The following is a 21,889-nucleotide window of genomic DNA, read 5'->3' on the forward strand; positions in this document are numbered from 1 at the left end:
GGATTGTCACGCCATCCCCCAATATTTTGTGGTTTTCCGGATCGTTTTTTGCCGCCCCGAGAGGGGCTCACAAACGATCGATATCAGACGCGATATCCGCTGCAATTTGCGCCGCATCAACGTCTGTGCGTTCAGCGGACAAGCGCAGCCCCAGAATGTCTGACTGATACCTGGCCGCCAAACGATCCGGATCATGTCCCGCCCCGATTTCACCGGCATCCTGAGCCCTGCGAAACAGATCAGCGAAACAGCCTTTCATTTCCGCCATGTGATGCGCCGCCTGATCCGCAAGGTCATGATCCTTCGCCTTCAACTCGGCATATGTCTTTGCCAACATGCAGGCCTTTGCCGGGGTCTCGACCGCTTCGATCACCAATCGGGGCTGCGCTTTCAGCGCCTCCTTCGGACCCAGTCTCTCTGCCAGGGCCTTTAAGCGCGCCACACCTTCTTGCGTATAACTCTCCAGCGTCAGCGCATAGAGCGCATTTTTCGACCCGAACGCCGCATAAAAACTGCCAGGCTTCAGCTTCAGTTCCCGCTCCAGATCCTTCAGCGATGTACCAGCCCAGCCCTGACGCCAGAAGATATCCTTCGCCTTCGCGATCAACACGTCACGATCGTATGCGGGTTTGCGGGGCATCAGCATCACCAATTTTTGAACGTTCACTCAAGTATATACTTGAGCGTTCACTCAAGAAACCCTAAATACGACCCATCGCGCCAGAAACAGGAGTTCCGACATGGCCAATTTCCCGTCTCACGACCTCGAAACCGCGCCTGAAGCGTCCAAACCGCTGCTGCAAAAGTCTCAGGCCGCTTTTGGTCGCTTGCCCGGCCTGCATAAGGTCATGGCCGAAAGCCCTCAGCATCTGGAAGGCTATCAGGTTCTGCACGGCCTGTTCCTGCAAACTGATTTCGACAATGATGAGAAAACCGTCGTCTGGCAGACCATCAATGTGGAAAACGAATGCCACTACTGCGTGCCCGCCCACACCGGGATCGCCAAGATGATGAAGATCTCGGACGAGATATCGGACGCCCTGCGTAACGAAACTCCGTTGCCTTCAGCCAAACTCGAAGCACTGCGCACCTTCACCCTGCAAGTGATGGAAACCCGCGGCAACCCGACCGAAGACCAGCTTCAGGCGTTCTTTGACGCGGGCTATTCACACCGCGCGGTTCTGGATGTCGTGCTGGGTCTGGCCCAGAAAACCATGTCGAACTACGTCAACCACATGGCCAAAACCCCGGTGGACGAGGTTATGCGCGGCTTTCTGTGGGAACGCTAAGTCAGCGAACCGGCCTAAGCGGTCACGACCGAGCCCTGATCGCTGTCGGTAACGATCAGCGTCTGGGCCCGGTCGCCCATTTCCGCAAACAGCTCAGGCCCGGTACCCGTCATCCAGGCCTGAGCGCCCAGCGCGCAAATCTCGTCATAAAGCGCTGCACGCCGCCCAGCATCCAGATGCGCGGCCACCTCATCCAGCAGAACGATCGGAGGTGCGCCCAGCATCGCCGCCAGCGCCCGCGCATTGGACAGGATCAGCGACACCAAGAGCGCTTTCTGCTCACCAGTGGAACACTCCCGTGCCGGCACGCCCTTGGCCGCGAACACACCGTACAGGTCGGACCGATGCGGCCCCACCAGGGTTCGGCCCGCTGCCAGATCCCTGAACCGGCTCTCGCTCAACGCGTCTCGCAAATCTTCCGCTGTCTCGGGCATTGCGCCTTCGGTTTGCACCAACTCCAGTTCGGCCGAAGGAAAGACCGTTTCCGCCCGGTCCTGCGCCGCCCGTAGAAGATCCAGCGACCTCAACCGCGCGGTATGGATGCGGTGCCCCGTCTCGGCCAACTGCCCTTCAAGCGCGGCGTACCAATGCGCGTCCCTGATCTGCTCTTTCAGCAGACGGTTACGTTCGCGCATCGCTTTTTCATAAATCAGCGATGTTTCGGCGTGGGCCGGGTCAAAACTCAGCGCGATACGGTCCAGAAACCGACGGCGTCCCTCAGCCCCTTCAATCCACAGACGGTCCATGGACGGGGTCAGCCAGACTACCCGTGCAAGTTTCCCCAGATTGATCTGGGTCGCCGACTTGCCATCAATTCGCACCTGTCGCGCTGCGCTGCCCTCGGACCAGGTTTCGATTTCAAACCGCTGCCCCTGAGCGTCCAGCAACCCGGACAGTTTCCAACCCAACGCCTCGGGCCGACGGGTCATCTCGGCCGCGCTCGCCCGCCGCATCCCGCGACCGGGCGAAAACAACGACACCGCTTCAAGAATATTGGTCTTCCCGGCCCCGTTCGGCCCGTGAATGGCAACCGGTCGGCCGTCCAGAGACAACCGCGCCAGCTTATGAGATCGAAAATGCGAGACCGTTAGCTCGGTCAGGGCCAATCCCATGACCCCTCCCTTCATCTTTTCAAAAATACTCCCGCCGGAGGCATCGCATCCGCGCGATCAGACGCGCATCGGCATGACGACGTATACAGCGCTCAGATCGTTGCCTTCACGCATCAATGTCGGGTCACCAGCCGAGTTGAACAGGAAAACTGCATTCTCACGATCCACCTGAGACGCAATCTCCAACAGATATTTGGCGTTGAACCCGATCTCCAACCGCTCATCCCCGTAAGCGACAGCCAATTCCTCCTCGGCGGCGCCGCTGTCAGGAGCATTCACCGACAAGATCAGCTTGTCGCCTTCCAATTGCAACTTCACTGCCCGCGACCGTTCCGACGAAACAGTCGCCACGCGATCTACGGCCTGCGCGAATTCAGCAGCATCCACTTCAAGCTTGCGGGTATTTCCTTGTGGGATAACACGTGTGTAGTCGGGGAAGGTGCCGTCAATAACCTTCGACGTCAGCGTGATATCCGGCGTGGCAAAGCGTACCTTGGTTTCACTGACCGAAACGGCGATATCCATCTCGTCGTCATCCAACAGCTTGCGCAACTCGCCCACTGTTTTGCGAGGCACGATCACGCCGGGCATATCCGCCGCGCCAGCTGGCAAATCTGCGTCAATTCTCGCAAGCCGGTGGCCATCGGTGGCCACACAACGCAACACTTTTCCACCCTCGGACCCATCTGCCACATGCATGTACACACCGTTCAGATAGTACCGGGTCTCTTCGGTCGAGATGGCGAATTTTGACTTGTCGAACAACCGGCGCAGCAATGCTGCCGACGCGCTGAAATTCGATTGATATTCCGAGGACGCCATCACCGGAAAATCTTCTTTTGGCAGTGTCGCCAGCGAAAAATTCGACCGACCCGCTTCAACTGTCAGCCGTCCTGCGGCGCTGTCAGCAGTCAATGTCACCAGCGCACCGTCCGGCAGTTTGCGCACAATCTCATGCAGGGTTGTTGCCGCGACGGTCGTCGCGCCCGCCTTTTCGACCTGTGCGGGTGCCTTATCGACCACTTCGATATCCAGATCGGTGGCACGGAACTGGACCTGATCGCCTTCGGCCTCGATCAGGACATTGGCAAGTATAGGAATTGTATTGCGACGTTCTACAACGGACTGAGCCTGCGAAACGGCTTTAAGAAGGGTGCCGCGTTCAATGCTGATCTTCATACCCTCAATTCCTCTGACTTGCGTACCGACATGGGCGGGACTGGCACGTTAGCGGTTCCACCCCGAGGCACAAGGATTTTTTACGGATTTCTGGGTTGGAATGCACCAACCGTCAAGTGCGGCGTGCCCCACACGCCTCAGTTCTGGTGCAACCGTGGATTCTTACGCACAAAAAACACTCCGGCACAGAAGTCCGGAGCGTTTCTTAGCACTACTGGCCCGGTTCAGGCTTCGAGAGAACGGCGCAGCATTTCCACGTCTTCAGCGATCTGACCATCAGTCAGTTTCAGCTCTTCAATGCGCTTGACGCCATGCATGACTGTGGTGTGGTCGCGCCCGCCGAACCGGCGGCCGATCTCTGGCAGCGACCGGCTGGTCAGCTGCTTGCACAGATACATCGCCACCTGACGGGGGCGCGCGTAGGATCGCAGGCGCTTGGGACCGATGATATCGGACATGCGGATGTTGTAGTATTCGGATACTTTCCGCTGAATCTCTTCAACCGTGATCTTACGCTCGGATGCGCGCAGGACATCTGCCAGACAATCCTGCGTCAGCTCCATGTCGATCTCGCGTCCAACCAACGAGGCAAAGGCAAACAGACGTGTCAGAGCACCTTCCAGCACGCGGACATTGGTCGAGATACGATGAGCCAAAAATTCAAGGACGCCATCTGCAATCGTCAGGTCGGGATAGGAACTGCTATATTGCTGGACCTTGTTCTGAAGAATGCCCAGACGCAATTCATAGTCGGTCGGATGCAGGTCAACGACCAAACCACATTGAAGGCGGGACTTTACACGATCTTCCAGATCCTTGATTTCGCCCGGGGCGCGGTCGGCCGAGATGATGATCTGCTTGTTCTGATCCACCAGCGCATTGAACGTATGGAAAAACTCTTCCTGAGTAGAATCCTTTCCGGCAATGAACTGCACGTCATCGACCATCAACACATCGACCGAACGGAACAAATGTTTGAAATCCATCATCCGGCGTTCCCGCAGGGCCTGCACGAAGCGATACATGAACTGTTCGGCTGACAGGTACAGGACATTCAGTTCCGGATGCTTGGTTTTCAGCTCCCAGGCAATTGCGTGCATCAGGTGGGTCTTACCCAGACCCACTCCACCATACAGAACAAGCGGGTTGAATGTTACCGGGCCGCCTTCGGACACACGGCGCGCGGCAGCATGGGCCAGCTCGTTGGGTTTACCCACCACAAAACTGTCAAAGGTGAAACGTGAATCGAGCGGCGCGGCCTGCAACGACTCCAAAGCGTTCTGCGCACTATCCGTCGCCGCTAAGGGTACCGGCTCTGGCTGAGTTTCGGTGACCACCTTGGCTGCGGGCTTGGGACGCGCGGGCGAGTTGGCAGCAACACGGAAGTCCAGACGCTGAACGGTTTCCCCAGCCGTATTCAGCTCGTACAAGATGAGGTCCGCAAAATTCTGGCTAACGTAGTTCCCCATAAAGTTCGTTGGCACGGAAAAAACCGCCACACCATCCTGCAGCTCTTTAAATTCCAGAGGCTCGATCCATGTGGTGTAATTATTCCGACCGACAGCCTTCAGCAATTTGTTACGCAGTAGTCCCCATTTCTCTTGTGTCATTCAGCGCCTCACGCATCCCATTCTTATTGGCCTGTCGGCCTTATCATACGAAGCCGGTTGCCCGGTCTTGCATTCACACACCCAAAGGGAACCTGTCGCCAAACCTAACGGTTTGGCGGGGATTGCCCCTGAAAGTTCGGTGCACCCGGATTTTCGACGCTCAAAAATAGATGAGCGTCCCGAAACTCGGGCTGCACGTCACAATCTCAATTTTCAGACAGGGCCGAGAATCCCGGATAACCCGGACTTCGCGGCAGATCGGCAGCCCAGCTTGCGCCAGTCGTCGACGAATGTTTCCAGATCGATCTGATGCCCGTCAGTCCGATCGAGTAAACAGCCTGTCCCCCCAAGCGAGTGAATCGCTGACATCAGTGGTAGCAACTTGAAATGGGGCGCGGCAACGAAACTCTGATATTGACTCGGGTCTTTGGTCGAAAGAATCTCTCGGTTTCGTGAAGGCGCGGTATTCCGGCAACACGAAAAAAGCGCCGCAATGCGCAGCGCCTTTGACATTAGTTCAGCCTTGCTGACTTGACCTAAGGTAACCCTCAGGCTTTAGCCCAGAGCTTTGACCCGGGCCGACAGGCGCGACATTTTACGCGCGGCAGTGTTCTTGTGGAACACGCCTTTGGTGACGCCGCGCATCAGCTCAGGCTGGGCGGCGCGCAGTGCTGCGGTTGCCGCATCTTTGTCACCGGATGCAATCGCTTCTTCGACTTTACGCAGATAGGTGCGGATGCGCGAACGACGCGCTTTGTTAACAGCGAAACGCTTTTCGTTCTGACGGGCGCGTTTCTTTGCCTGGGGCGAATTTGCCATGTGTCTCTGACCTTCGTTCGGTACGGTTATCAAGGGTTGCGCGCCACGGATATATCCGCACCGGATCAGAAATCACGAGTGTGAGTCGGGCCAAGCGGGCCGCACGCGCATGTATTGCGGCGCTCAATACCGAACATTTCAAGGATTGCCAAGCCGATTCTTGGGGCTCACAAATCGGGTAAAGAAAAGGCGGGCATAGCCCGCCTTTCATTAGTCTCTTGCGTTTTACTTGTCGCGAAACTGCGCAGCCCGCTTTTCAAGAAACGCCGCCATGCCCTCTTTCTGGTCCTCGGTGGCAAACATGGAATGGAAGACGCGACGCTCAAACAGCATTCCTTCACTCAGCGGAAGCTCGTAACTGCGATTGACCGCTTCTTTTGCCGCCGCTGCCGTCAGTGCCGATTTCTCGGCTATTTTTTGCGCCGCACCGACGGCTTCCTCGATCAGCTTCTTGGCCGGTACGACCCGGCTGACCAAACCAGCGCGCTCGGCTTCGTCCGCGTCCATAAACCGACCAGTCAGGTTCATGTCCATCGCCTTGGACTTGCCGACAAAGCGCGTCAAACGCTGGGTGCCGCCCAACCCGGCTATGACGCCAAGGTTGATTTCAGGCTGGCCGAATTTTGCAGTGTCCGCCGCAATGATGAAATCGCAAAGCATTGCCAACTCGCATCCCCCACCCAGAGCATAGCCCGCAACCGCGGCGATGATCGGTTTGCGAATCGCCAAAACCCGGTTGTTTGCATCAGCAAAAAGGTTGGTGGTGTAGACATCGACAAAGCTCATCTCGGACATTTCCCTGATGTCCGCGCCTGCGGCAAAGGCCTTGTCCGATCCGGTGATGACGATGCAACGCACCTTGTCGTTGCTGTCCGCCTCTTCCAGCGCGGTACACAACTCACCCAGCAACTGGGAGTTCAGCGCATTCAACGCATCCGGTCTGTCGAGTTTGATTAAGGCGACGTGGTCTTCGATTTCGACGATGATCGTCTCAAAAGCCATGAGAAAAAAGCTTCCGGTTGTTCCGTTCAGTTACGAGTCCTTACCACGCGAATTCTCTGGATCAAGCTATCTTTGGCATTGCGCACAGTAGAAGGATGAGCGACCGGACTGGGTGATTCTCTGGATCAGACCAGTGCAACCTTCGGTGCGGCAGGGCTTTCCTTCGCGACCGTAGACATCAAAGCTGTGCTGAAAATATCCAAGTTCTCCATCAGCTTGGCGGAAATCCCGCAGGGATGATCCGCCTGCTTCGATCGCGTCCTGCAACACCCTCCGAATGATGGGAACCAGCGATGCGACACGTGCCGCAGATATTTGCCCTGCTTTGCGACGTGGCGACACCTTGCCGCGATAAAGTGCCTCGCAAACATAGATATTCCCCAATCCGGCAACGATTCCCTGATCCAGCAGAGCTGATTTGACAGGGGTATTCCTGCCTTTGAATGCTTCAATCAGGTGTTGCTCATGGAAATCATTACCCAAGGGCTCTGGTCCCAGAACCGCCAGAAGCTTGTGATCTTCGGCCGTGGCTGTGGGCAGTAGGTCCATCGCCCCGAACCGGCGTGGGTCGTTAAAGGTGATACGCGTCCCGTTGGCCATGTGAAAAACAACATGGTCATGTTTATCAGCGGCAGGATGTTCGCGCAGGAAATGACCTAGTGGATCCCCTGACACCGTCATTCGCCCGGACATCCCCAGATGGATCAACAATGTCTCGCCGCTGCTGAGATCGGCCAGGATATATTTTGATCGCCGCCGTAACCGATCCACGCGCTGCCCGGTCAGCCGTTCTGCCATGCGTTCGGGAAATGGCCAGCGCAGATCCGGGCGATTCACATCGGCGCGTTCGATCTCGACCCCCTCCATCGCAAGGCTCAGGCCGCGTCTTACGGTCTCGACCTCGGGCAATTCTGGCATTACAGGGCTCCTATTCCAAAGGGCCGCATTGTGCCCCGCTTCCAGAGCCCTATAACAGAAGCGAAATTCGACAAACGGCAAGGCTTATGTCCGACAACAGCGACAACACCACTCATTTCGGGTTCGAAACCGTACGCGAGGCTGACAAGGCCGGGCGCGTGCAGGGCGTGTTCAACTCGGTCGCCTCGAAATATGACGTGATGAACGATGTCATGTCGATGGGTATCCACCGGGTCTGGAAAGACGCGATGATGGACTGGCTAGCTCCGCGTCCCGGTCAGCGTTTGCTGGATGTTGCGGGCGGAACCGGTGACATTTCCTTTCGCTTTCTGAAACGTGCAGGCTATGGCCATGCCACGGTTCTTGATCTGACAGAACCCATGCTGGTCGAAGGCCGGCAACGCGCCGAAGCCGACCAGATGGCCGACAGCCTGAACTGGGTGGTGGGCGATGCCATGGCCCTGCCGTTCGAGGACAACACCTTTGACGTCTACACGATCTCGTTCGGCATCCGGAACGTGACCCGCCCGCAAGAGGCCCTGAACGAAGCCTTTCGCGTGCTGAAACCCGGTGGCCGCCTGATGGTGCTGGAGTTCAGTCAGCTTCCCAATGACGGGCTGCAGAAGCTCTATGACCTCTACAGCTTCAATGTCATTCCACGCATGGGAAAGCTGATCGCGAATGATTACGACAGCTATCAGTATCTGGTGGAGTCGATCCGCAAGTTCCCCGATCAGGAAACCTTCCTGAACATGGTCCGAACTGCTGGCTTCGAAAACGCCAAATACCGCAATCTCAGCATGGGTATCGCCGCGCTGCATTCCGGCTGGAAGATCTGACGCATGCGTGGTCCCCACAACATCATCCGCCTGATCCGAACGGGCGCCACGCTTGAGCGCACCGGTGCCATGAATGTGGTCCTCGACGCGTTCGAGGCGCCACGGGCTATTCGATTTCTTGCCCACGCTCTAGGCAAACCGTTTTGGTGGCTGGGTTACAAGGGCGACCCAAAGATGCCGCCTGCAACACGTGCGCTCACCGCCCTGGGCCCGGCCTACATCAAATTTGGTCAGGTGCTTTCGACACGCCCAGATGTTGTAGGCGATGAACTGGCTGTGCAGCTTCGTGTTTTGCAAGACAAACTGCCGCCGTTCTCAAAAGCCGAGGCTTTGGCCGAAGTAGAAAGGGAACTGGGGCAACCTGTTGCCGAGATATTCAGCGAATTCAGTGAACCCATAGCTGCCGCCTCGATCGCACAGGTCCACAAGGCCAAGCTTGCGAGCACCGGAGAAAACGTGGCCGTCAAAGTCCTGCGTCCCAATATCGAACGCGCCTTTCGCAAGGATGTAGATGCGTTCTACTTCGCCGCCCGCATCGTCGATTTGTTTGCGCCCGGAGCCCGCCGATTGCGCCCGATGGAGGTCATTGAACATTTCGATGGCGTTGTACGGGGTGAACTGGACCTGCGTCTGGAAAGCGCTGCTGCCTCGGAATACGCGGCCAACACAAAAGACGACACAGGGTTCTGGCTGCCGCCCGTATTGTGGTCACTGTCGGCACGACGCGTGATGACACTCAGCTGGGCCGACGGTATTCCATTGGGAGAAAACGACGCGCTCGATGCCGCCGGCCACAACCGCCGTGATCTGGCGGAACGTGTGCTGCGCCTGTTCCTTCTTCACGCCCTGCGCGACGGCTATTTCCACGCCGATATGCATCAGGGCAACCTCAAGGTCGCCGCCAACGGTGATATCATCGCTTATGATTACGGTATCATGGGCCATATCGACGAATACACGCGCCGTGTCTATGCCGAGATACTGTTCGGTTTCATCCGCCGCGACTATAAGCGCGTGGCCGAAGTGCATTTCGAAGCCGGTTACGTTCCTGCACATCAGGACGTCGACGAATTCGCCCGCGCCCTGCGGGCGGTTGGCGAACCCATCTTCGGTATGGATGCCTCGCATATTTCGATGGGCCGTTTGCTAAGCTATCTGTTCGAAGTGACAGAGCGTTTTGGCATGGAAACCCGAACCGAGCTGATCCTTCTACAGCGCACGATGGTCGTGGTTGAAGGCGTAGCCCGGTCTCTGGATGACCACATCAATATCTGGGAAGTTGCCCGCCCCGTGGTCGAAGATTACATCAAACAATCCATCGGCCCGCGCGCCGCGCTTCGTGACTTTGCCAAAACAGCTTTGGTTCTGGCGCGCTTTGGCCCACGACTGCCGACACTGGTCGAAGATGCATTGATTGCGCAAACACACAAAGATGAGCCGGATAATCCCGGACTGATGCAAAAAGTATTGCCCGCCGCTATCGGCGCTTTTGTCGGGGCAGCTGCTGTTTTGTTGATCGCCACACTCGGTTGATTGTGATCCGCAGCTTCATCTGGCTGAAAATAACCTCGGGGGGAATCGCGCCTTGCGCGATGGGGGGCAGACAGCCCCCCTTTGCCCAGACCCGGATCAGAGCCGCTCGATGGCAATGGCAATCCCCTGACCGCCACCAATACACATGGTGATCAACCCTTTTGATCCGCCTGTGCGCTCCAACTCATAAAGCGTCTTCATGGTAATGATGGCGCCCGTCGCACCGACAGGATGCCCCAGCGCAATCGCACCTCCATTCGGGTTCACCTTCGCTGCATTCAACCCAAGCTCCTGGTTGACTGCCAGCGCCTGCGCGGCAAATGCTTCGTTGCTTTCGATCACATCAAAGTCTTCCGCCGACAAACCCGTCTTCCTGAGCAGGTTTTGCACGGCCGGTACCGGGCCAATACCCATGACTTCGGGGCGCACGCCAGCATGTGCATATCCGATCACGCGCGCTTTTGGCTTCAACCCGGCCTTTTCCGCCGCTTCCGCCGTTGCCAGCACCATCGCCGCCGCGCCATCGTTGATGCCCGAGGCATTGCCCGCCGTCACACGCCCATCTTTCTTGAACACTGGTCGCAACCCGGCCAGCGCATCTGCGGTTGTCGCTTTGGGATGCTCATCAACTTTGAAATCCACCATGTCGCGCTTAACCTTCACCTGAACGGGCACGATCTGGCTTTCGAAATATCCGGCTTCAATTGCGGCTGCCGCGCGGGTCTGGCTGGTCAGGGCGAAGTCATCCATCTGTTCACGGCTGATCTGGTGTTCATCGGCAACGTTCTCGGCCGTCACACCCATGTGCCCTGTGCCAAAGGGGCAGTTCAACGCACCCAGCATCATGTCCAGCGAAGTGACATCACCCATTTTCGCGCCCCAGCGCGCCTGTGGAACAATGTAAGGGCTGCGCGACATGCTTTCTGCGCCACCTGCCACAGCGAAATCGGCATCGCCAAGCATCAAGGACTGCATCGCCGACACGATCGCCTGTGCGCCCGAGCCACACAGACGGTTTACATTCATCGCAGGGGTGCTGTTCGGAATCCCGGCCTGCATCGCGGCAACACGCGACAGGTACATGTCCCGAGGCTCGGTATTGATGACGTGGCCAAACACAACATGCCCGATTTGCGCACCTTCTACCCCTGACCGTTCCAAGGCCGCTTCGGTGACCACCGTCGCCAGATCAATGGGGGCGGTTGACGCAAGCGCGCCACCGAAAGTTCCAATCGCGGTGCGCGCACCATCCAGCAATACGATGTCTGTCATGTCTTTCTCCTCTTGGAATCGTCGTCAGTATGCACATGCAGCATGATCCTGTCCTATAGGACGTGCCGTCACGGATGGAATTGACAAGCCGGGTCCCAACACGCATGGATTCCGTCATGACGGAGAACACAGACGATATCCTGAACCTTTTGCCTGCTCGCCTGAAAGAAGCACGCCGGGCCAAAGGACTGTCGCTGGAAGCAGTCGCAAACCTGAGCGGCGTATCCAGGTCCATGGTAAGCCAGATCGAACGCGGTGAAAGCAGCCCGACGATCTCGACCCTCTGGAACCTGACCCGTGCATTACAGGTGGATTTTGCCGGTCTTCTGGAAGGATCAAAAGCCAGTGATCAGATCGAGGTGCTGCGCGCGTCCGAAGTGCCCAGCATCGACAATATGGGGCAGAACTGCCGCATTCGCATCCTGTCCCCACCGGAAGAGGCCGGTGGTCATGAGGTTTATGATATCGAGTTCGACAAAGGCGGGGCCTTGAACAGCCAGCCGCATGCGCGCGGCGCGCGTGAGCAGCTGACCGTGCTGGAAGGAGCCGTCAAAGTTAAATCGGGCAGTGCCGCGTCGGATCTGAGCCAAGGGGACACCGCCCGCTATGCCGCGGATATCGTGCATTCCATCTCAGCCAAAGAACCAGCGCGGGTGTTTTTGATCGTAAAGAACGCCTGACGTCAGCAAATTTCCGCCTTCACGGAAAATTTTCCTGTATATTGAAATTCCCCTATTTGGGAAATTCATCCGCTATGTTAGATGTGCGACTCAGTTGAACGGAGGTCGCCATGGCAGATGCATTCCTGTCCCACATCACGGACACACTCGCACAGATCGAATCCGAGGGGCTGTATAAACGCGAACGAATGATCACCTCGCCTCAGGGCGGTGAGATTACGGTGGGCGGAAAACGGGTGATCAACCTGTGCGCCAACAACTATCTGGGTCTTGCGGATCACCCCGCGCTGATCGAGGCCGCAACCAATGCGATGGGTCCGAAGGGTTTCGGCATGGCCTCGGTCCGGTTCATTTGCGGGACGCAGGATATTCACCGTGAACTGGAACAGCGGTTGGCCAAGTTCCTGAACAAGGACGATGCGATCCTGTTCGCGGCCTGTTTTGATGCCAATGGCGGGCTGTTCGAACCGTTGCTGGGGCCTGAAGATGCCATCATTTCGGACAGTCTGAACCACGCCTCTATCATTGACGGGGTGCGGCTGTGCAAGGCCAAGCGCTATCGCTATCTGAACAATGACATGAATGACCTTGAAGCGTGGCTGAAGCAGGCGCGCGAGGATGGCGCGCGTCATATCATGATCGCAACCGATGGCGTGTTCTCGATGGATGGCTATTTGGCCAACTTGCCGAAAATTCGCGAACTGGCTGATAAATACGATGCCATCGTCATGGTCGATGATTGCCATGCAACAGGCTTCATGGGGCCGCGCGGCGCCGGAACACCGGATCACTTTGGTGTTGATGTCGACATTCTGACAGGAACTTTGGGCAAGGCACTTGGGGGGGCAATCGGCGGCTACATCGCCGGGCCGCAGCCAGTGATCGACCTGCTGCGGCAGCGGGCGCGGCCCTATCTGTTCTCGAATTCGCTGCCGCCATCCATCGTCGCCGCAGGGCTTGAGGCAATCCGCCTGGTCGAAGAGGGCGACATTCTACGCGCGCAGTTGTTCGGAAACGCAAAGTACTGGCGTGCCGGTCTGGAAAAGCTTGGTTTTGATCTGTTGCCCGGTGAACATCCGATTATCCCTGTCATGCTGGGCGATGCAACGCTGGCGCAAGAGATGGCTGCCAAGCTGTTTGATGAGGGCGTGTATGTCTCGGGCTTCTTCTTTCCTGTTGTTCCCCGCGGACAGGCGCGGATCAGAACGCAGATGAACGCCGCCCTGACACGGGACGAACTGGACCGCGCGCTGGCGGCCTTTGGCAAGGTCGGCAAGGAACTGGGGGTGATCTGATGCGACCCAACACGATGAAAGCGCTGGAAAAGTCGAAACCTGAAGAAGGGTTGTGGATGGTACAGGCCCCGGTCCCTGAAATCGGGCCTGATGAGGTACTGATCAAGATCAACAAGACCGGAATTTGCGGTACCGACATTCACATCTGGAACTGGGATGAGTGGGCCTCTCACACCGTTCCGGTTCCGATGATCACTGGTCATGAGTTCGCCGGGGAAATCGTCGAGATTGGGCGCAACGTCACCGGCCTGGACGTTGGGCAGCGCTGTTCCGGCGAAGGGCATCTGATCGGCACTGAAAGCCGTCAAAGCCGCGCAGGCAAATTTCACCTCGACCCCGGTACGCGCGGGATCGGGGTGAATGAACAGGGCGCGTTTGCGCAATACCTGAAATTGCCTGCCTTCAACGTTGTTCCCCTGCCGGACGATATCCCGGATGAGATCGGGGCAATCCTTGATCCGCTGGGCAATGCTGTACACACCGCGCTCAGCTTTGACCTTCTGGGCGAGGACGTCCTGATCACCGGCGCAGGACCCATCGGCATCATGGCCGCCGCCGTTGCCCGCCATGCAGGTGCCCGCAATGTTGTGATTACAGACATTAACGCCGAACGGTTGAAACTGGCGGAACATGTGGTGCCATCGGTGCGGACCGTTGATGTTTCCAAACAAGATTTGCACGATGTCATCGCACAGCTTGGAATGAAAGAAGGCTTTGATGTGGGGCTTGAAATGTCCGGCTCACAAGCCGCGCTTGACCAGATGGTCGAGGCGCTTGTGATGGGTGGGAAAATCGCCCTGCTGGGGATACCGCCGGGGAAATCTCCGGTCGACTGGTCGCGTATCGTTTTCAAGGCGATCACAATCAAGGGTGTCTATGGTCGCGAGATGTTCGAGACCTGGTACAAGATGATCGCCATGCTGCAAAACGGTTTGGATGTGTCCCGCGTGATCACGCATCGCTTTGAGGTTGATGATTTTGCGGATGGATTTGCCGCGATGAAATCCGGCCTATCTGGCAAGGTTGTCCTTGACTGGACTTAACCCGCTGGAAAGTTACGAACTCAACGCCTAGACAGGTGCAAGGATCGCACAAGGGAGGCATGAGATGGGCGAGAACAAAGACGATCGTCTATTGCAAAGAGGTGTCGAAGACACTCTGGTCACTGATTTCGCCGAGACACATCGCAAAAGCTATGGAGATTTTCTGCAACTCAAAACACTGCTGAATCTGCAAAAAACTTTTCAGGACCCCGCGCAGCCTGACGAGATGCTGTTCATTATCATCCATCAAGTCAGCGAACTGTGGCTGAAACTGATGCACCACCAACTGGTCGAGGTGCGCCGTTTTTTGCAACAGGACGAGTTTGGCCCAGCCATGAAAAACCTCGACCGCATCAAGGCCATTCAACGGCAGTTGATTGCGGCTTGGGAAACCCTGCTGACCATGACACCTGCCGACTATATGACGTTCCGGCAGGCTCTCGGCAACTCGTCAGGGTTTCAGAGCTACGGCTACCGGCAGATTGAGTTCATTCTTGGCAACAAGGATGCCTCAACACTGAAGGTCCATGCGCATGACCCAGAGGTGATGGAGATGCTGAATGCCGCTCTGACCAAACCGTCGCTTTATGACGAAGTGTTGCACATGCTGGCCCGTCAAGGGTTCGACGTGCCCAAGGATCTGATCGAACGCGATTACGCCCAACCCTATTGCGGCGATTCGCGCGTGGTACAAATCTGGGTCGAGGTATTCCGCAACACTGAAAAATACTGGGATCTTTATGCTTTGGCCGAAAAACTGATGGATGTGGAAAGCCTGTTTCAACGCTGGCGCTTTGATCATGCCACCGCAGTTGAGCGCGTGATCGGGATGCAACCCGGCACTGGTGGCTCAAGCGGCGTGGCCTTTTTGCGAAAGGCGCTAGAGCTGCGGTTTTTCCACGACCTTTACGACGTGCGCACCGAATTGATGTACAGCGGGCAGACCTAAGACATGTTGTATCGAGGATTTTCGCAATCCGAGCTGGAGCGGGAGTACTCCCCCAGCACAATGATCGGCGGCGACCTAAGCCCGTATCTTGCCAGCTATAAGGCGCTAAGCGCTCAGGCGCGGGCCGACTATCCGGTACGGGAAAACCTGGCTTATGGTGACAGCCCCGTACAAGTCCTTGATTTCTTTCCCGCTCGCGATGACAAGGCACCCCTGCACGTCTTCATTCACGGCGGGTACTGGCAGGCGCTCAGCCAGAATGAATCGTCTCTGATGGCACCAGGTCTGGTAGAACACGGGCAAGCTTTTGCGACTGTAAACTACACGCTGGCACCCGATGCCCGGGTTGGCGACATGATCGACGAATGCCGTGACGCGTTGTTGTGGCTGGCGGCCAAGGCGGGGGAGTTGGGGTTCGATCCGTCGCGGATCACCCTGTCAGGTCACAGTGCAGGCGCGCATCTGGCGGCGATGGTGATGGCAACCTCATCAGATGCCCTTGCCAAAGCGGGGCTCCGGGTGCGGGATGTGATTCTGATCAGCGGAATATACGACCTGGAACCGATCAGCCTGATGTCGGTGAACGATCCACTGCAATTGACGCCGGTCGAGGTCAACGATCTGTCACCCATCCGCAATCTGCCCCGGCCCGGTCCTCGATATCATGTTTCGGTAGCCGAACGTGATACGGGTGAGTTCATTCGCCAAAGCCGCGACTATGCCGAAAGGCTGCGAAAGGCCGGACACCCGGTTAGTTTTACGCTCGCGCAAGGAATGCATCATTTCGATATAATCATGCATTCAGCTACATTTCTGCGTCGGACAAAATAAGAGCTTCGTCAAAAGAAAACAGCGGCCTGAGGGGGCCGCTGTTTTTCGTTTTCATCTTTTGCCGGGTTAGTCCAGCGTGCGGGTGACTTCTTCGCGCTCGAAGATTTCGATCACGTCGCCTGCGCGAATGTCATCGTAGTTCTCGAATGCCATACCACATTCCTGACCCGACTGAACCTCGGCCACTTCATCCTTGAAACGCTTCAGCGTCTTTAGCGTTCCTTCGTGAATCACCACGTTGTCGCGCAGCAAGCGGACACCGGCGGAACGACGCGCCACGCCTTCGGTGACCAGACAGCCAGCAACCTTGCCAACGCCGGTAACCTTGAAGACTTCGCGAATCTCGGCGTAGCCAATGAACTTCTCGCGAATTTCGGCGCTCAACAGGCCGGATGCGGCTGCTTTCACGTCGTCTACGAGGTCATAGATCACCGAGTAATAGCGAATCTCGACGCCCTTCTGGTTTGCGGTATTCCGCGCTGAGGCATTGGCCCGCACGTTGAAGCCAAAGATTGGAGCGCCCGACGCTTCGGCCAGACCGACATCCGTTTCAGTAATGGCACCAACACCCGAATGCAGAACGCGCACGCGTACTTCTTCGTTGCCGATCTTCTCCATTGCCTGAACGATGGCTTCCGCCGAACCCTGAACGTCTGCTTTCATCAGAATGGGCAACTCGGTGACGTTTTCGTCTTCCTTGGCCTTCTGCATCAACTGTTCAAGGGTCGTTGCGGCACCAGCGGCAGCGCGTTTGTCCTTGGCAGCCTGTTCACGGTAGGCGGCGATTTCACGGGCTTGTGCTTCGGTCTCGGTCACGTTCAGAACATCGCCTGCTTCAGGCGTACCGTTCAGACCAAGAACCTCAACGGGAACCGACGGTCCAGCTTCCTTGACGCGCTCACCCTTGTCGTTGATCAGAGCACGGACCTTACCATACTGCTCACCCACGACAAAGATATCGCCCTGACGCAATGTACCGTTCTGAACCAGAACCGTAGCGACCGGGCCGCGGCCCACGTCCAGCTGTGCCTCGATCACGGCACCTTGGGCAGCGCGATCAGGGTTGGCTTTCAGTTCCAGAATCTCGGCCTGCAATGCGATGGCTTCCAGCAACTCGTCCAGACCTTGACCGGTGATGGCAGACACTTCTACGTCCTGAACCTCACCCGACATTTTCTCGACGATCACTTCGTGTTGCAGCAGATCGGTGCGCACCTTGTCCGGATTTGCATCATGTTTGTCGATCTTGTTGATCGCCACGATCATCGGCACCTTGGCTGCCTTCGCGTGATTGATCGCCTCAATTGTCTGCGGCATGACCGCGTCATCGGCAGCGACGACCAGAACCACGATGTCGGTCACCTGGGCACCACGCGAGCGCATCGAGGTGAAGGCCGCGTGTCCGGGTGTATCCAGGAAGGTCAGCGTCGAGCCGCCATCGGTTTTCACCTGATAGGCGCCGATATGCTGGGTGATGCCACCGGCCTCACCAGCCACAACACGCGCATCGCGGATTGCATCCAGCAGCGATGTTTTCCCGTGGTCGACGTGACCCATGATGGTGATGACGGGCGGACGAGGCTTCAGATCGGCTTCGCTGTCTTCGACCTCTTTGATGACGTCCTCAACATCCGAATCAGAGACGCGGGTGACCTTATGGCCAAACTCTTCGATAATCAGCTCGGCAGTATCAGCGTCGATGGTCTGGTTCTGCGTGACCATCATGCCCATCTGCATAAGTGATTTGACCACGTCAGCCACGCGCTCGGCCATACGGTTGGCCAGTTCCGAGACCATGATCGCCTCAGGCAGTTGTACGTCGCGGATCACCTTTTCCCGCTCGACCGAACCGCCCATGGCTTTCTGACGGGCGCGTTCCTGCTTGCGCTTCATCGCTGCCATCGACCGCTGGCGGCTGCCTTCGTCACCGGTGGCCTGACCCAGTGTCAGTTTGCCCGAACGACGGTTGTCTTCACGACCCTTGCCACGACCGCGCTGTTCGCGTTCGCGATCCTGCTTGCGAGGTGCGGCAACAGGCGCAGGTTTGCTGGCCGGGCTGCGTGCAGCTTTGGCTTCTTCAGGGGCCGGCGAAGCGGCAGCAGCAACAGCGGCACGCTTGGCTTCTTCTTCAGCCTCCACGCGCTTGCGCTCTTCATCTTCGGCTTTCTGACGCGCGCGCTCTTCCGCTTCACGCTGCTCGCGTTCTTTCGCTTCCTGTTCCGCGCGGCGGCGCACGCGCTCTTCTTCGCGTGCCTTTTCAGCGGCTTCGCGTTCAGCGGCCTCTTCGACCTCGCGGGCCTTGGCAGCCTGCAAAGCCTTCATACGGCGCGCCATTTCCGCGTCCGAAATACCTGCGGGACGACGCGACGGATCACCCGAAGGGGCGGCACCGCCACCCGGCTTTGCCGCGCCCGGCTTGGGGACCACCACGCGCTTGCGTTTGGTTTCCACCACGACATTCTTGGTGCGTCCGTGGCTGAAACTCTGTTTCACATTTCCGGGGCGTGCCCCGCCACGAAGACCCAATGTCTTTTTGCCGTCACTATCGCTCATAAAGCTTCTTACCCTTCCGCGCGGCCCTTGCCGCCGTCATCCGTTTCGCGCAAGCCACGCAGGCGCTGCGCTTCCTCTACAACACGTTTGGCGAGTCCGCCAGAGGCCAAGGCCGCATGAATCACCGTTTGGCGCCCAAATGCCTGCCCTAATTCGTCTGCCGTCAGCCAACCGATGTATTTTCCGAAGTGCGGCGTACTGAGCTTCGACTTGCCGCGCCCCGATCCATCAGTGGCCTGAATCAGCACCTGAGCCTCTTCCCGGTCCAGCCACGACTTGACCTTTTCATACCCGGCAACCGCGTCGCCGGACTTGCGCGCCAGACTGAGCAACTCAATCACACGGCGCGCGATCTGCTTTTCAACTTCTGTCGCGAGGTTCTGAGGCACAGTCACCTGTGCCTTGAACCCCCGCGCAAACAGTTTCTTACCAATGGCCTTGTCCAGCGCAGCACGATCCGCCGCCACATAAACGCCCCGTCCCGGCAACTTTGCCGCGACATCCGGAAAGACCTGACCGTCCGGGCCCGTCACAAAGCGGATCAAGCCATATCTAGGCTGAACCTCGCCTGTGGCGATGCACTTGCGTTCGGGTCCGTCAGACCGATCCTTATGGACGCCACCGCGACCCATACGCGCCACCCGAGACCTGAGATCAGGCCTCGACCTCCTCGTCTGCTGCGTCGCCGTCGATGTCTTCTTCCGCCTGCTCCAACTCGGCCGGATCAACCCAACCCAACAGGATACGCGCAGTCATGACCATGTCTTGTGCTTCTTCGAGCGTGACGCCAAAGGGCTCCAGCACGCCATCATCCTTGACGCGTTCACCGTCGACCGTGGTCCAGCCACCGGCCAGTTCCCAGTCTGCACAGGTTGCGAAATCTTCCAGCGTCTTCACATCGTCCTTGGCCAGCGCCTCTACCATCTGGGGGGTCAGGCCTTCGAATTCAATGAGGCTGTCCTCGGCACCCAGTGCGCGCGCCGCATCCAGAGCGGCTTTGGCCTGGGCTTCCAGGAACTCGCGCGCCCGGGTCTGAAGTTCCTGCGCAGTGCCTTCGTCGACGCCGTCAATGACCAGAAGTTCATCAATCTCGACATAGGCAACTTCTTCGAGGTTGGTGAAGCCTTCGGAAACCAGCAGTTGCGCAAAGAACTCGTCCAGATCCAGACTGTCCATGAACAGTTTGGTACGAGATTCGAATTCCTTCTGACGACGCGCCGATTCTTCAGCTTCGGTCATGATGTCGATATCCAGCCCGGTCAGTTGGCTTGCCAGACGCACGTTCTGACCGCGACGACCGATTGCAAGAGACAACTGCTCTTCCGGAACGACAACCTCGATCTTGCCTGCTTCTTCGTCCAGAACAACCTTCGAAACCTCGGCAGGTTGCAGCGCGTTCACCAGGAAGGTCGGTTGGTCTTCGTTCCACGGGATGATGTCAATCTTCTCACCCTGCAGTTCGTTCACAACGGCCTGCACGCGGCTGCCGCGCATACCAACGCAGGCGCCAACAGGGTCGATCGAGCCGTCATACGAGATCACGGCGATTTTGGCGCGAGAACCGGGGTCACGGGCCACGGCCTTGACCTCGATGATACCGTCATAGATTTCCGGCACTTCCATCTTGAACAGCTCGGCCATGAACTCTGGCGCGGTACGCGACAGGAAGATCTGGTGGCCACGCACTTCGCGGCGGACTTCCTTGATATACGCGCGCACACGATCATTCGGGCGATAGCTTTCGCGACCGATCTTGTCATTGCGGCGCAGAACAGCCTCGGCACCGCCGAGATCGACGATGACATTGCCGAATTCTTCGCGCTTGACGGCACCGTTGATGATGGTGCCCGCACGATCCTTGAATTCCTCATACTGACGATCACGCTCGGCTTCGCGGACCTTTTGCAGGATCACTTGCTTGGCGGACTGCGCCGCAATCCGGCCCATTTCGACCGGCGGCACTTCTTCAACAAAAACGTCACCGACCTGCGGGTCTTCCATGTACTGCTTGGCTTGTTCGACGGTGAATTCGGCCTGATAGTTCTCAAGCTCGTCATCCTCGACCACGGTGCGCACACGGGTGAATGTCGCCTTGCCGGTCTTGCGGTCGATCGACACGCGAATGTCCATCTCGGCGCCGTAGCGGCTCTTGGCAGCGCGGGCGAGCGATTCCTCCATCGCTTCGACAACCAGACCGGGGTCGATCATCTTTTCGCGGGCCACGGCCTCGGCAGTCTGCAGCAGCTCCAGCTGGTTGGCTGAGGTAATTGCCATCAGTTCGTCTCCTCTTCGGACCCTTCGGTCTCAATCTCGTCGAAAGCTTTTTCGTTCAGGGCGCCCGCATCTTTGCGCTGGCGCAGCATTTCTTTGATCAGATCATCGGTCAGGACCAGCTTGGCATCACTCAGCCAGTCGAATTGCAGGCCGATTGTGATCGTCTCGGACCCTTCGGGAATATTGATCAGAACCTCTTCTCCTTCGATCCCGGCCAGTTCCCCTTTGAACCGGCGGCGGCCATCGATCAGTTCAGAGGTTTCGATCTTGGCCTCATACCCCTCAAAAGTCTCAAAATCCTTGAGGCGCGTCAGGGGGCGGTCGATACCGGGGCTGGACACCTCAAGCGTATAGGCGTCGAGGATCGGGTCCTCCACATCCAGGGTGGCGCTGACCGCATTCGAAATCTCGGCGCAGTCATCCACTTCGATGCCGCCTTCGGGTTTGTCAGCCATGATTTGCAGCGTGGTCTGCTTGCCACTCATCAGCCGGACACGGACCAGCTCATACCCCAGGTCTTCGATCACCGGGGTGATGATCTCGGCAAGTCGCCGGTCGATGGCAGCTTTGGCTATCAGGTCGTTTGTCATCAGGTTCTCTACCCTGTCAATCGGGCACAAAAAAACGGGCGCGCGGCCCGTCGAATTTTCCGGTGGAGCCTTGGACCGGAAGTCCAACGCGCCGCTGTTGA

The 21,889-nt window shown here is 57.6% G+C and carries 20 protein-coding genes; 8 read left to right on the forward strand and 12 right to left on the reverse strand.

What is annotated here, in order from left to right:
- Window positions 1–67: 67 nt before the first annotated feature.
- Entirely contained in the window at window positions 68–640 is a 573-nt protein-coding gene (locus ACR0DY_RS08525; RefSeq protein ID WP_480483947.1) for a TetR/AcrR family transcriptional regulator, read from the reverse strand.
- A gap of 100 nt (window positions 641–740) precedes the next feature.
- Here ACR0DY_RS08525 and ACR0DY_RS08530 point away from each other — a divergent pair, with 100 nt between their 5' ends.
- Complete coding sequence (locus tag ACR0DY_RS08530; protein WP_480483946.1) at window positions 741–1,289, forward strand: carboxymuconolactone decarboxylase family protein; 549 nt, start codon at window positions 741–743, stop codon at window positions 1,287–1,289.
- A 14-nt stretch (window positions 1,290–1,303) separates the two neighbouring features.
- On the opposite strand, the gene recF is transcribed toward ACR0DY_RS08530, so the two are convergent.
- The 6 genes from recF to mutM all read right to left on the reverse strand — a co-directional run bounded on the left by recF (window position 1,304) and on the right by mutM (window position 7,929).
- Complete coding sequence (gene recF / locus ACR0DY_RS08535; RefSeq protein WP_480519982.1) at window positions 1,304–2,401, reverse strand: DNA replication/repair protein RecF; 1,098 nt, start codon at window positions 2,399–2,401, stop codon at window positions 1,304–1,306.
- 57 nt (window positions 2,402–2,458) lie between these two features.
- Window positions 2,459–3,580: a DNA polymerase III subunit beta gene (gene dnaN, locus ACR0DY_RS08540; protein ID WP_480519984.1), complete on the reverse strand. Its 1,122-nt coding sequence runs from the start codon at window positions 3,578–3,580 to the stop codon at window positions 2,459–2,461.
- Window positions 3,581–3,804: 224 nt separating this feature from the next.
- Entirely contained in the window at window positions 3,805–5,190 is a 1,386-nt protein-coding gene (gene dnaA, locus ACR0DY_RS08545; RefSeq protein ID WP_480488104.1) for a chromosomal replication initiator protein DnaA, read from the reverse strand.
- A 555-nt stretch (window positions 5,191–5,745) separates the two neighbouring features.
- Window positions 5,746–6,009, reverse strand: coding sequence for a 30S ribosomal protein S20 (rpsT, locus tag ACR0DY_RS08550; RefSeq protein WP_039541017.1), 264 nt, complete (start codon window positions 6,007–6,009; stop codon window positions 5,746–5,748).
- Between the two features lie 225 nt (window positions 6,010–6,234).
- Window positions 6,235–7,011, reverse strand: coding sequence for an enoyl-CoA hydratase (locus ACR0DY_RS08555; protein WP_267363125.1), 777 nt, complete (start codon window positions 7,009–7,011; stop codon window positions 6,235–6,237).
- 66 nt (window positions 7,012–7,077) lie between these two features.
- Complete coding sequence (mutM, locus tag ACR0DY_RS08560) at window positions 7,078–7,929, reverse strand: bifunctional DNA-formamidopyrimidine glycosylase/DNA-(apurinic or apyrimidinic site) lyase (RefSeq protein WP_480546216.1); 852 nt, start codon at window positions 7,927–7,929, stop codon at window positions 7,078–7,080.
- A gap of 86 nt (window positions 7,930–8,015) precedes the next feature.
- Between mutM and ubiE the strand changes: the two genes are divergently transcribed.
- Together ubiE and ubiB are read left to right on the forward strand one after the other, a co-directional pair.
- Complete coding sequence (gene ubiE, locus ACR0DY_RS08565) at window positions 8,016–8,768, forward strand: bifunctional demethylmenaquinone methyltransferase/2-methoxy-6-polyprenyl-1,4-benzoquinol methylase UbiE (protein WP_480474807.1); 753 nt, start codon at window positions 8,016–8,018, stop codon at window positions 8,766–8,768.
- 3 nt (window positions 8,769–8,771) lie between these two features.
- Entirely contained in the window at window positions 8,772–10,301 is a 1,530-nt protein-coding gene (gene ubiB / locus ACR0DY_RS08570) for a 2-polyprenylphenol 6-hydroxylase (protein ID WP_480546218.1), read from the forward strand.
- A gap of 96 nt (window positions 10,302–10,397) precedes the next feature.
- Here ubiB and ACR0DY_RS08575 read toward each other — a convergent pair whose 3' ends face one another.
- Window positions 10,398–11,573 (reverse strand): acetyl-CoA C-acyltransferase family protein, encoded by a 1,176-nt coding sequence (locus ACR0DY_RS08575; protein ID WP_480483941.1) that lies wholly within the window; start codon window positions 11,571–11,573, stop codon window positions 10,398–10,400.
- Between the two features lie 116 nt (window positions 11,574–11,689).
- On the opposite strand from ACR0DY_RS08575, the gene ACR0DY_RS08580 reads away from it, so the two are divergent.
- From ACR0DY_RS08580 to ACR0DY_RS08600, 5 genes are all read left to right on the forward strand, one after another.
- Entirely contained in the window at window positions 11,690–12,253 is a 564-nt protein-coding gene (locus ACR0DY_RS08580; RefSeq protein WP_480483940.1) for a helix-turn-helix domain-containing protein, read from the forward strand.
- Between the two features lie 110 nt (window positions 12,254–12,363).
- Window positions 12,364–13,548 (forward strand): glycine C-acetyltransferase, encoded by a 1,185-nt coding sequence (locus ACR0DY_RS08585; protein ID WP_480832896.1) that lies wholly within the window; start codon window positions 12,364–12,366, stop codon window positions 13,546–13,548.
- A 14-nt stretch (window positions 13,549–13,562) separates the two neighbouring features.
- Entirely contained in the window at window positions 13,563–14,591 is a 1,029-nt protein-coding gene (gene tdh / locus ACR0DY_RS08590) for an L-threonine 3-dehydrogenase (RefSeq protein WP_480870617.1), read from the forward strand.
- Between the two features lie 64 nt (window positions 14,592–14,655).
- Window positions 14,656–15,540, forward strand: coding sequence for a tryptophan 2,3-dioxygenase (locus ACR0DY_RS08595; protein WP_480898117.1), 885 nt, complete (start codon window positions 14,656–14,658; stop codon window positions 15,538–15,540).
- Between the two features lie 3 nt (window positions 15,541–15,543).
- Window positions 15,544–16,371 (forward strand): alpha/beta hydrolase, encoded by an 828-nt coding sequence (locus ACR0DY_RS08600; RefSeq protein ID WP_480483937.1) that lies wholly within the window; start codon window positions 15,544–15,546, stop codon window positions 16,369–16,371.
- A 66-nt stretch (window positions 16,372–16,437) separates the two neighbouring features.
- On the opposite strand, the gene infB is transcribed toward ACR0DY_RS08600, so the two are convergent.
- Genes infB through rimP form a run of 4 tightly spaced genes read right to left on the reverse strand, consistent with a single transcriptional unit; the run spans window position 16,438 to window position 21,788 of the window.
- Window positions 16,438–18,924 (reverse strand): translation initiation factor IF-2, encoded by a 2,487-nt coding sequence (gene infB, locus ACR0DY_RS08605; protein ID WP_480483936.1) that lies wholly within the window; start codon window positions 18,922–18,924, stop codon window positions 16,438–16,440.
- Between the two features lie 8 nt (window positions 18,925–18,932).
- Window positions 18,933–19,556 carry an RNA-binding protein gene (locus tag ACR0DY_RS08610; protein ID WP_480483935.1) on the reverse strand — a complete coding sequence of 208 codons (624 nt, stop codon included), beginning with the start codon at window positions 19,554–19,556 and terminating at the stop codon, window positions 18,933–18,935.
- A 22-nt stretch (window positions 19,557–19,578) separates the two neighbouring features.
- Entirely contained in the window at window positions 19,579–21,198 is a 1,620-nt protein-coding gene (gene nusA / locus ACR0DY_RS08615) for a transcription termination factor NusA (protein WP_480474797.1), read from the reverse strand.
- Window positions 21,198–21,788, reverse strand: coding sequence for a ribosome maturation factor RimP (gene rimP, locus ACR0DY_RS08620; RefSeq protein WP_480474795.1), 591 nt, complete (start codon window positions 21,786–21,788; stop codon window positions 21,198–21,200). The genes nusA and rimP overlap by 1 nt, the downstream gene beginning before the upstream one ends.
- Between the last annotated feature and the right edge of the window lie 101 nt (window positions 21,789–21,889).

The sequence above is a fragment of the Ruegeria sp. O6 genome (genome assembly GCF_056535045.1).

Excerpts from the sequence above, each read along its gene's own strand:
- ACR0DY_RS08525 (WP_480483947.1), bottom strand. The coding sequence starts at position 640 with ATGCCCCGCAAACCCGCATACGATCGTGACGTGTTGATCGCGAAGGCG.
- ACR0DY_RS08530 (WP_480483946.1), top strand. The coding sequence starts at position 741 with ATGGCCAATTTCCCGTCTCACGACCTCGAAACCGCGCCTGAAGCGTCC.
- recF (WP_480519982.1), bottom strand. The coding sequence starts at position 2,401 with ATGGGATTGGCCCTGACCGAGCTAACGGTCTCGCATTTTCGATCTCAT.
- dnaN (WP_480519984.1), bottom strand. The coding sequence starts at position 3,580 with ATGAAGATCAGCATTGAACGCGGCACCCTTCTTAAAGCCGTTTCGCAG.
- dnaA (WP_480488104.1), bottom strand. The coding sequence starts at position 5,190 with ATGACACAAGAGAAATGGGGACTACTGCGTAACAAATTGCTGAAGGCT.
- rpsT (WP_039541017.1), bottom strand. The coding sequence starts at position 6,009 with ATGGCAAATTCGCCCCAGGCAAAGAAACGCGCCCGTCAGAACGAAAAG.
- ACR0DY_RS08555 (WP_267363125.1), bottom strand. The coding sequence starts at position 7,011 with ATGGCTTTTGAGACGATCATCGTCGAAATCGAAGACCACGTCGCCTTA.
- mutM (WP_480546216.1), bottom strand. The coding sequence starts at position 7,929 with ATGCCAGAATTGCCCGAGGTCGAGACCGTAAGACGCGGCCTGAGCCTT.
- ubiE (WP_480474807.1), top strand. The coding sequence starts at position 8,016 with ATGTCCGACAACAGCGACAACACCACTCATTTCGGGTTCGAAACCGTA.
- ubiB (WP_480546218.1), top strand. The coding sequence starts at position 8,772 with ATGCGTGGTCCCCACAACATCATCCGCCTGATCCGAACGGGCGCCACG.
- ACR0DY_RS08575 (WP_480483941.1), bottom strand. The coding sequence starts at position 11,573 with ATGACAGACATCGTATTGCTGGATGGTGCGCGCACCGCGATTGGAACT.
- ACR0DY_RS08580 (WP_480483940.1), top strand. The coding sequence starts at position 11,690 with ATGACGGAGAACACAGACGATATCCTGAACCTTTTGCCTGCTCGCCTG.
- ACR0DY_RS08585 (WP_480832896.1), top strand. The coding sequence starts at position 12,364 with ATGGCAGATGCATTCCTGTCCCACATCACGGACACACTCGCACAGATC.
- tdh (WP_480870617.1), top strand. The coding sequence starts at position 13,563 with ATGAAAGCGCTGGAAAAGTCGAAACCTGAAGAAGGGTTGTGGATGGTA.
- ACR0DY_RS08595 (WP_480898117.1), top strand. The coding sequence starts at position 14,656 with ATGGGCGAGAACAAAGACGATCGTCTATTGCAAAGAGGTGTCGAAGAC.
- ACR0DY_RS08600 (WP_480483937.1), top strand. The coding sequence starts at position 15,544 with ATGTTGTATCGAGGATTTTCGCAATCCGAGCTGGAGCGGGAGTACTCC.
- infB (WP_480483936.1), bottom strand. The coding sequence starts at position 18,924 with ATGAGCGATAGTGACGGCAAAAAGACATTGGGTCTTCGTGGCGGGGCA.
- ACR0DY_RS08610 (WP_480483935.1), bottom strand. The coding sequence starts at position 19,556 with ATGGGTCGCGGTGGCGTCCATAAGGATCGGTCTGACGGACCCGAACGC.
- nusA (WP_480474797.1), bottom strand. The coding sequence starts at position 21,198 with ATGGCAATTACCTCAGCCAACCAGCTGGAGCTGCTGCAGACTGCCGAG.
- rimP (WP_480474795.1), bottom strand. The coding sequence starts at position 21,788 with ATGACAAACGACCTGATAGCCAAAGCTGCCATCGACCGGCGACTTGCC.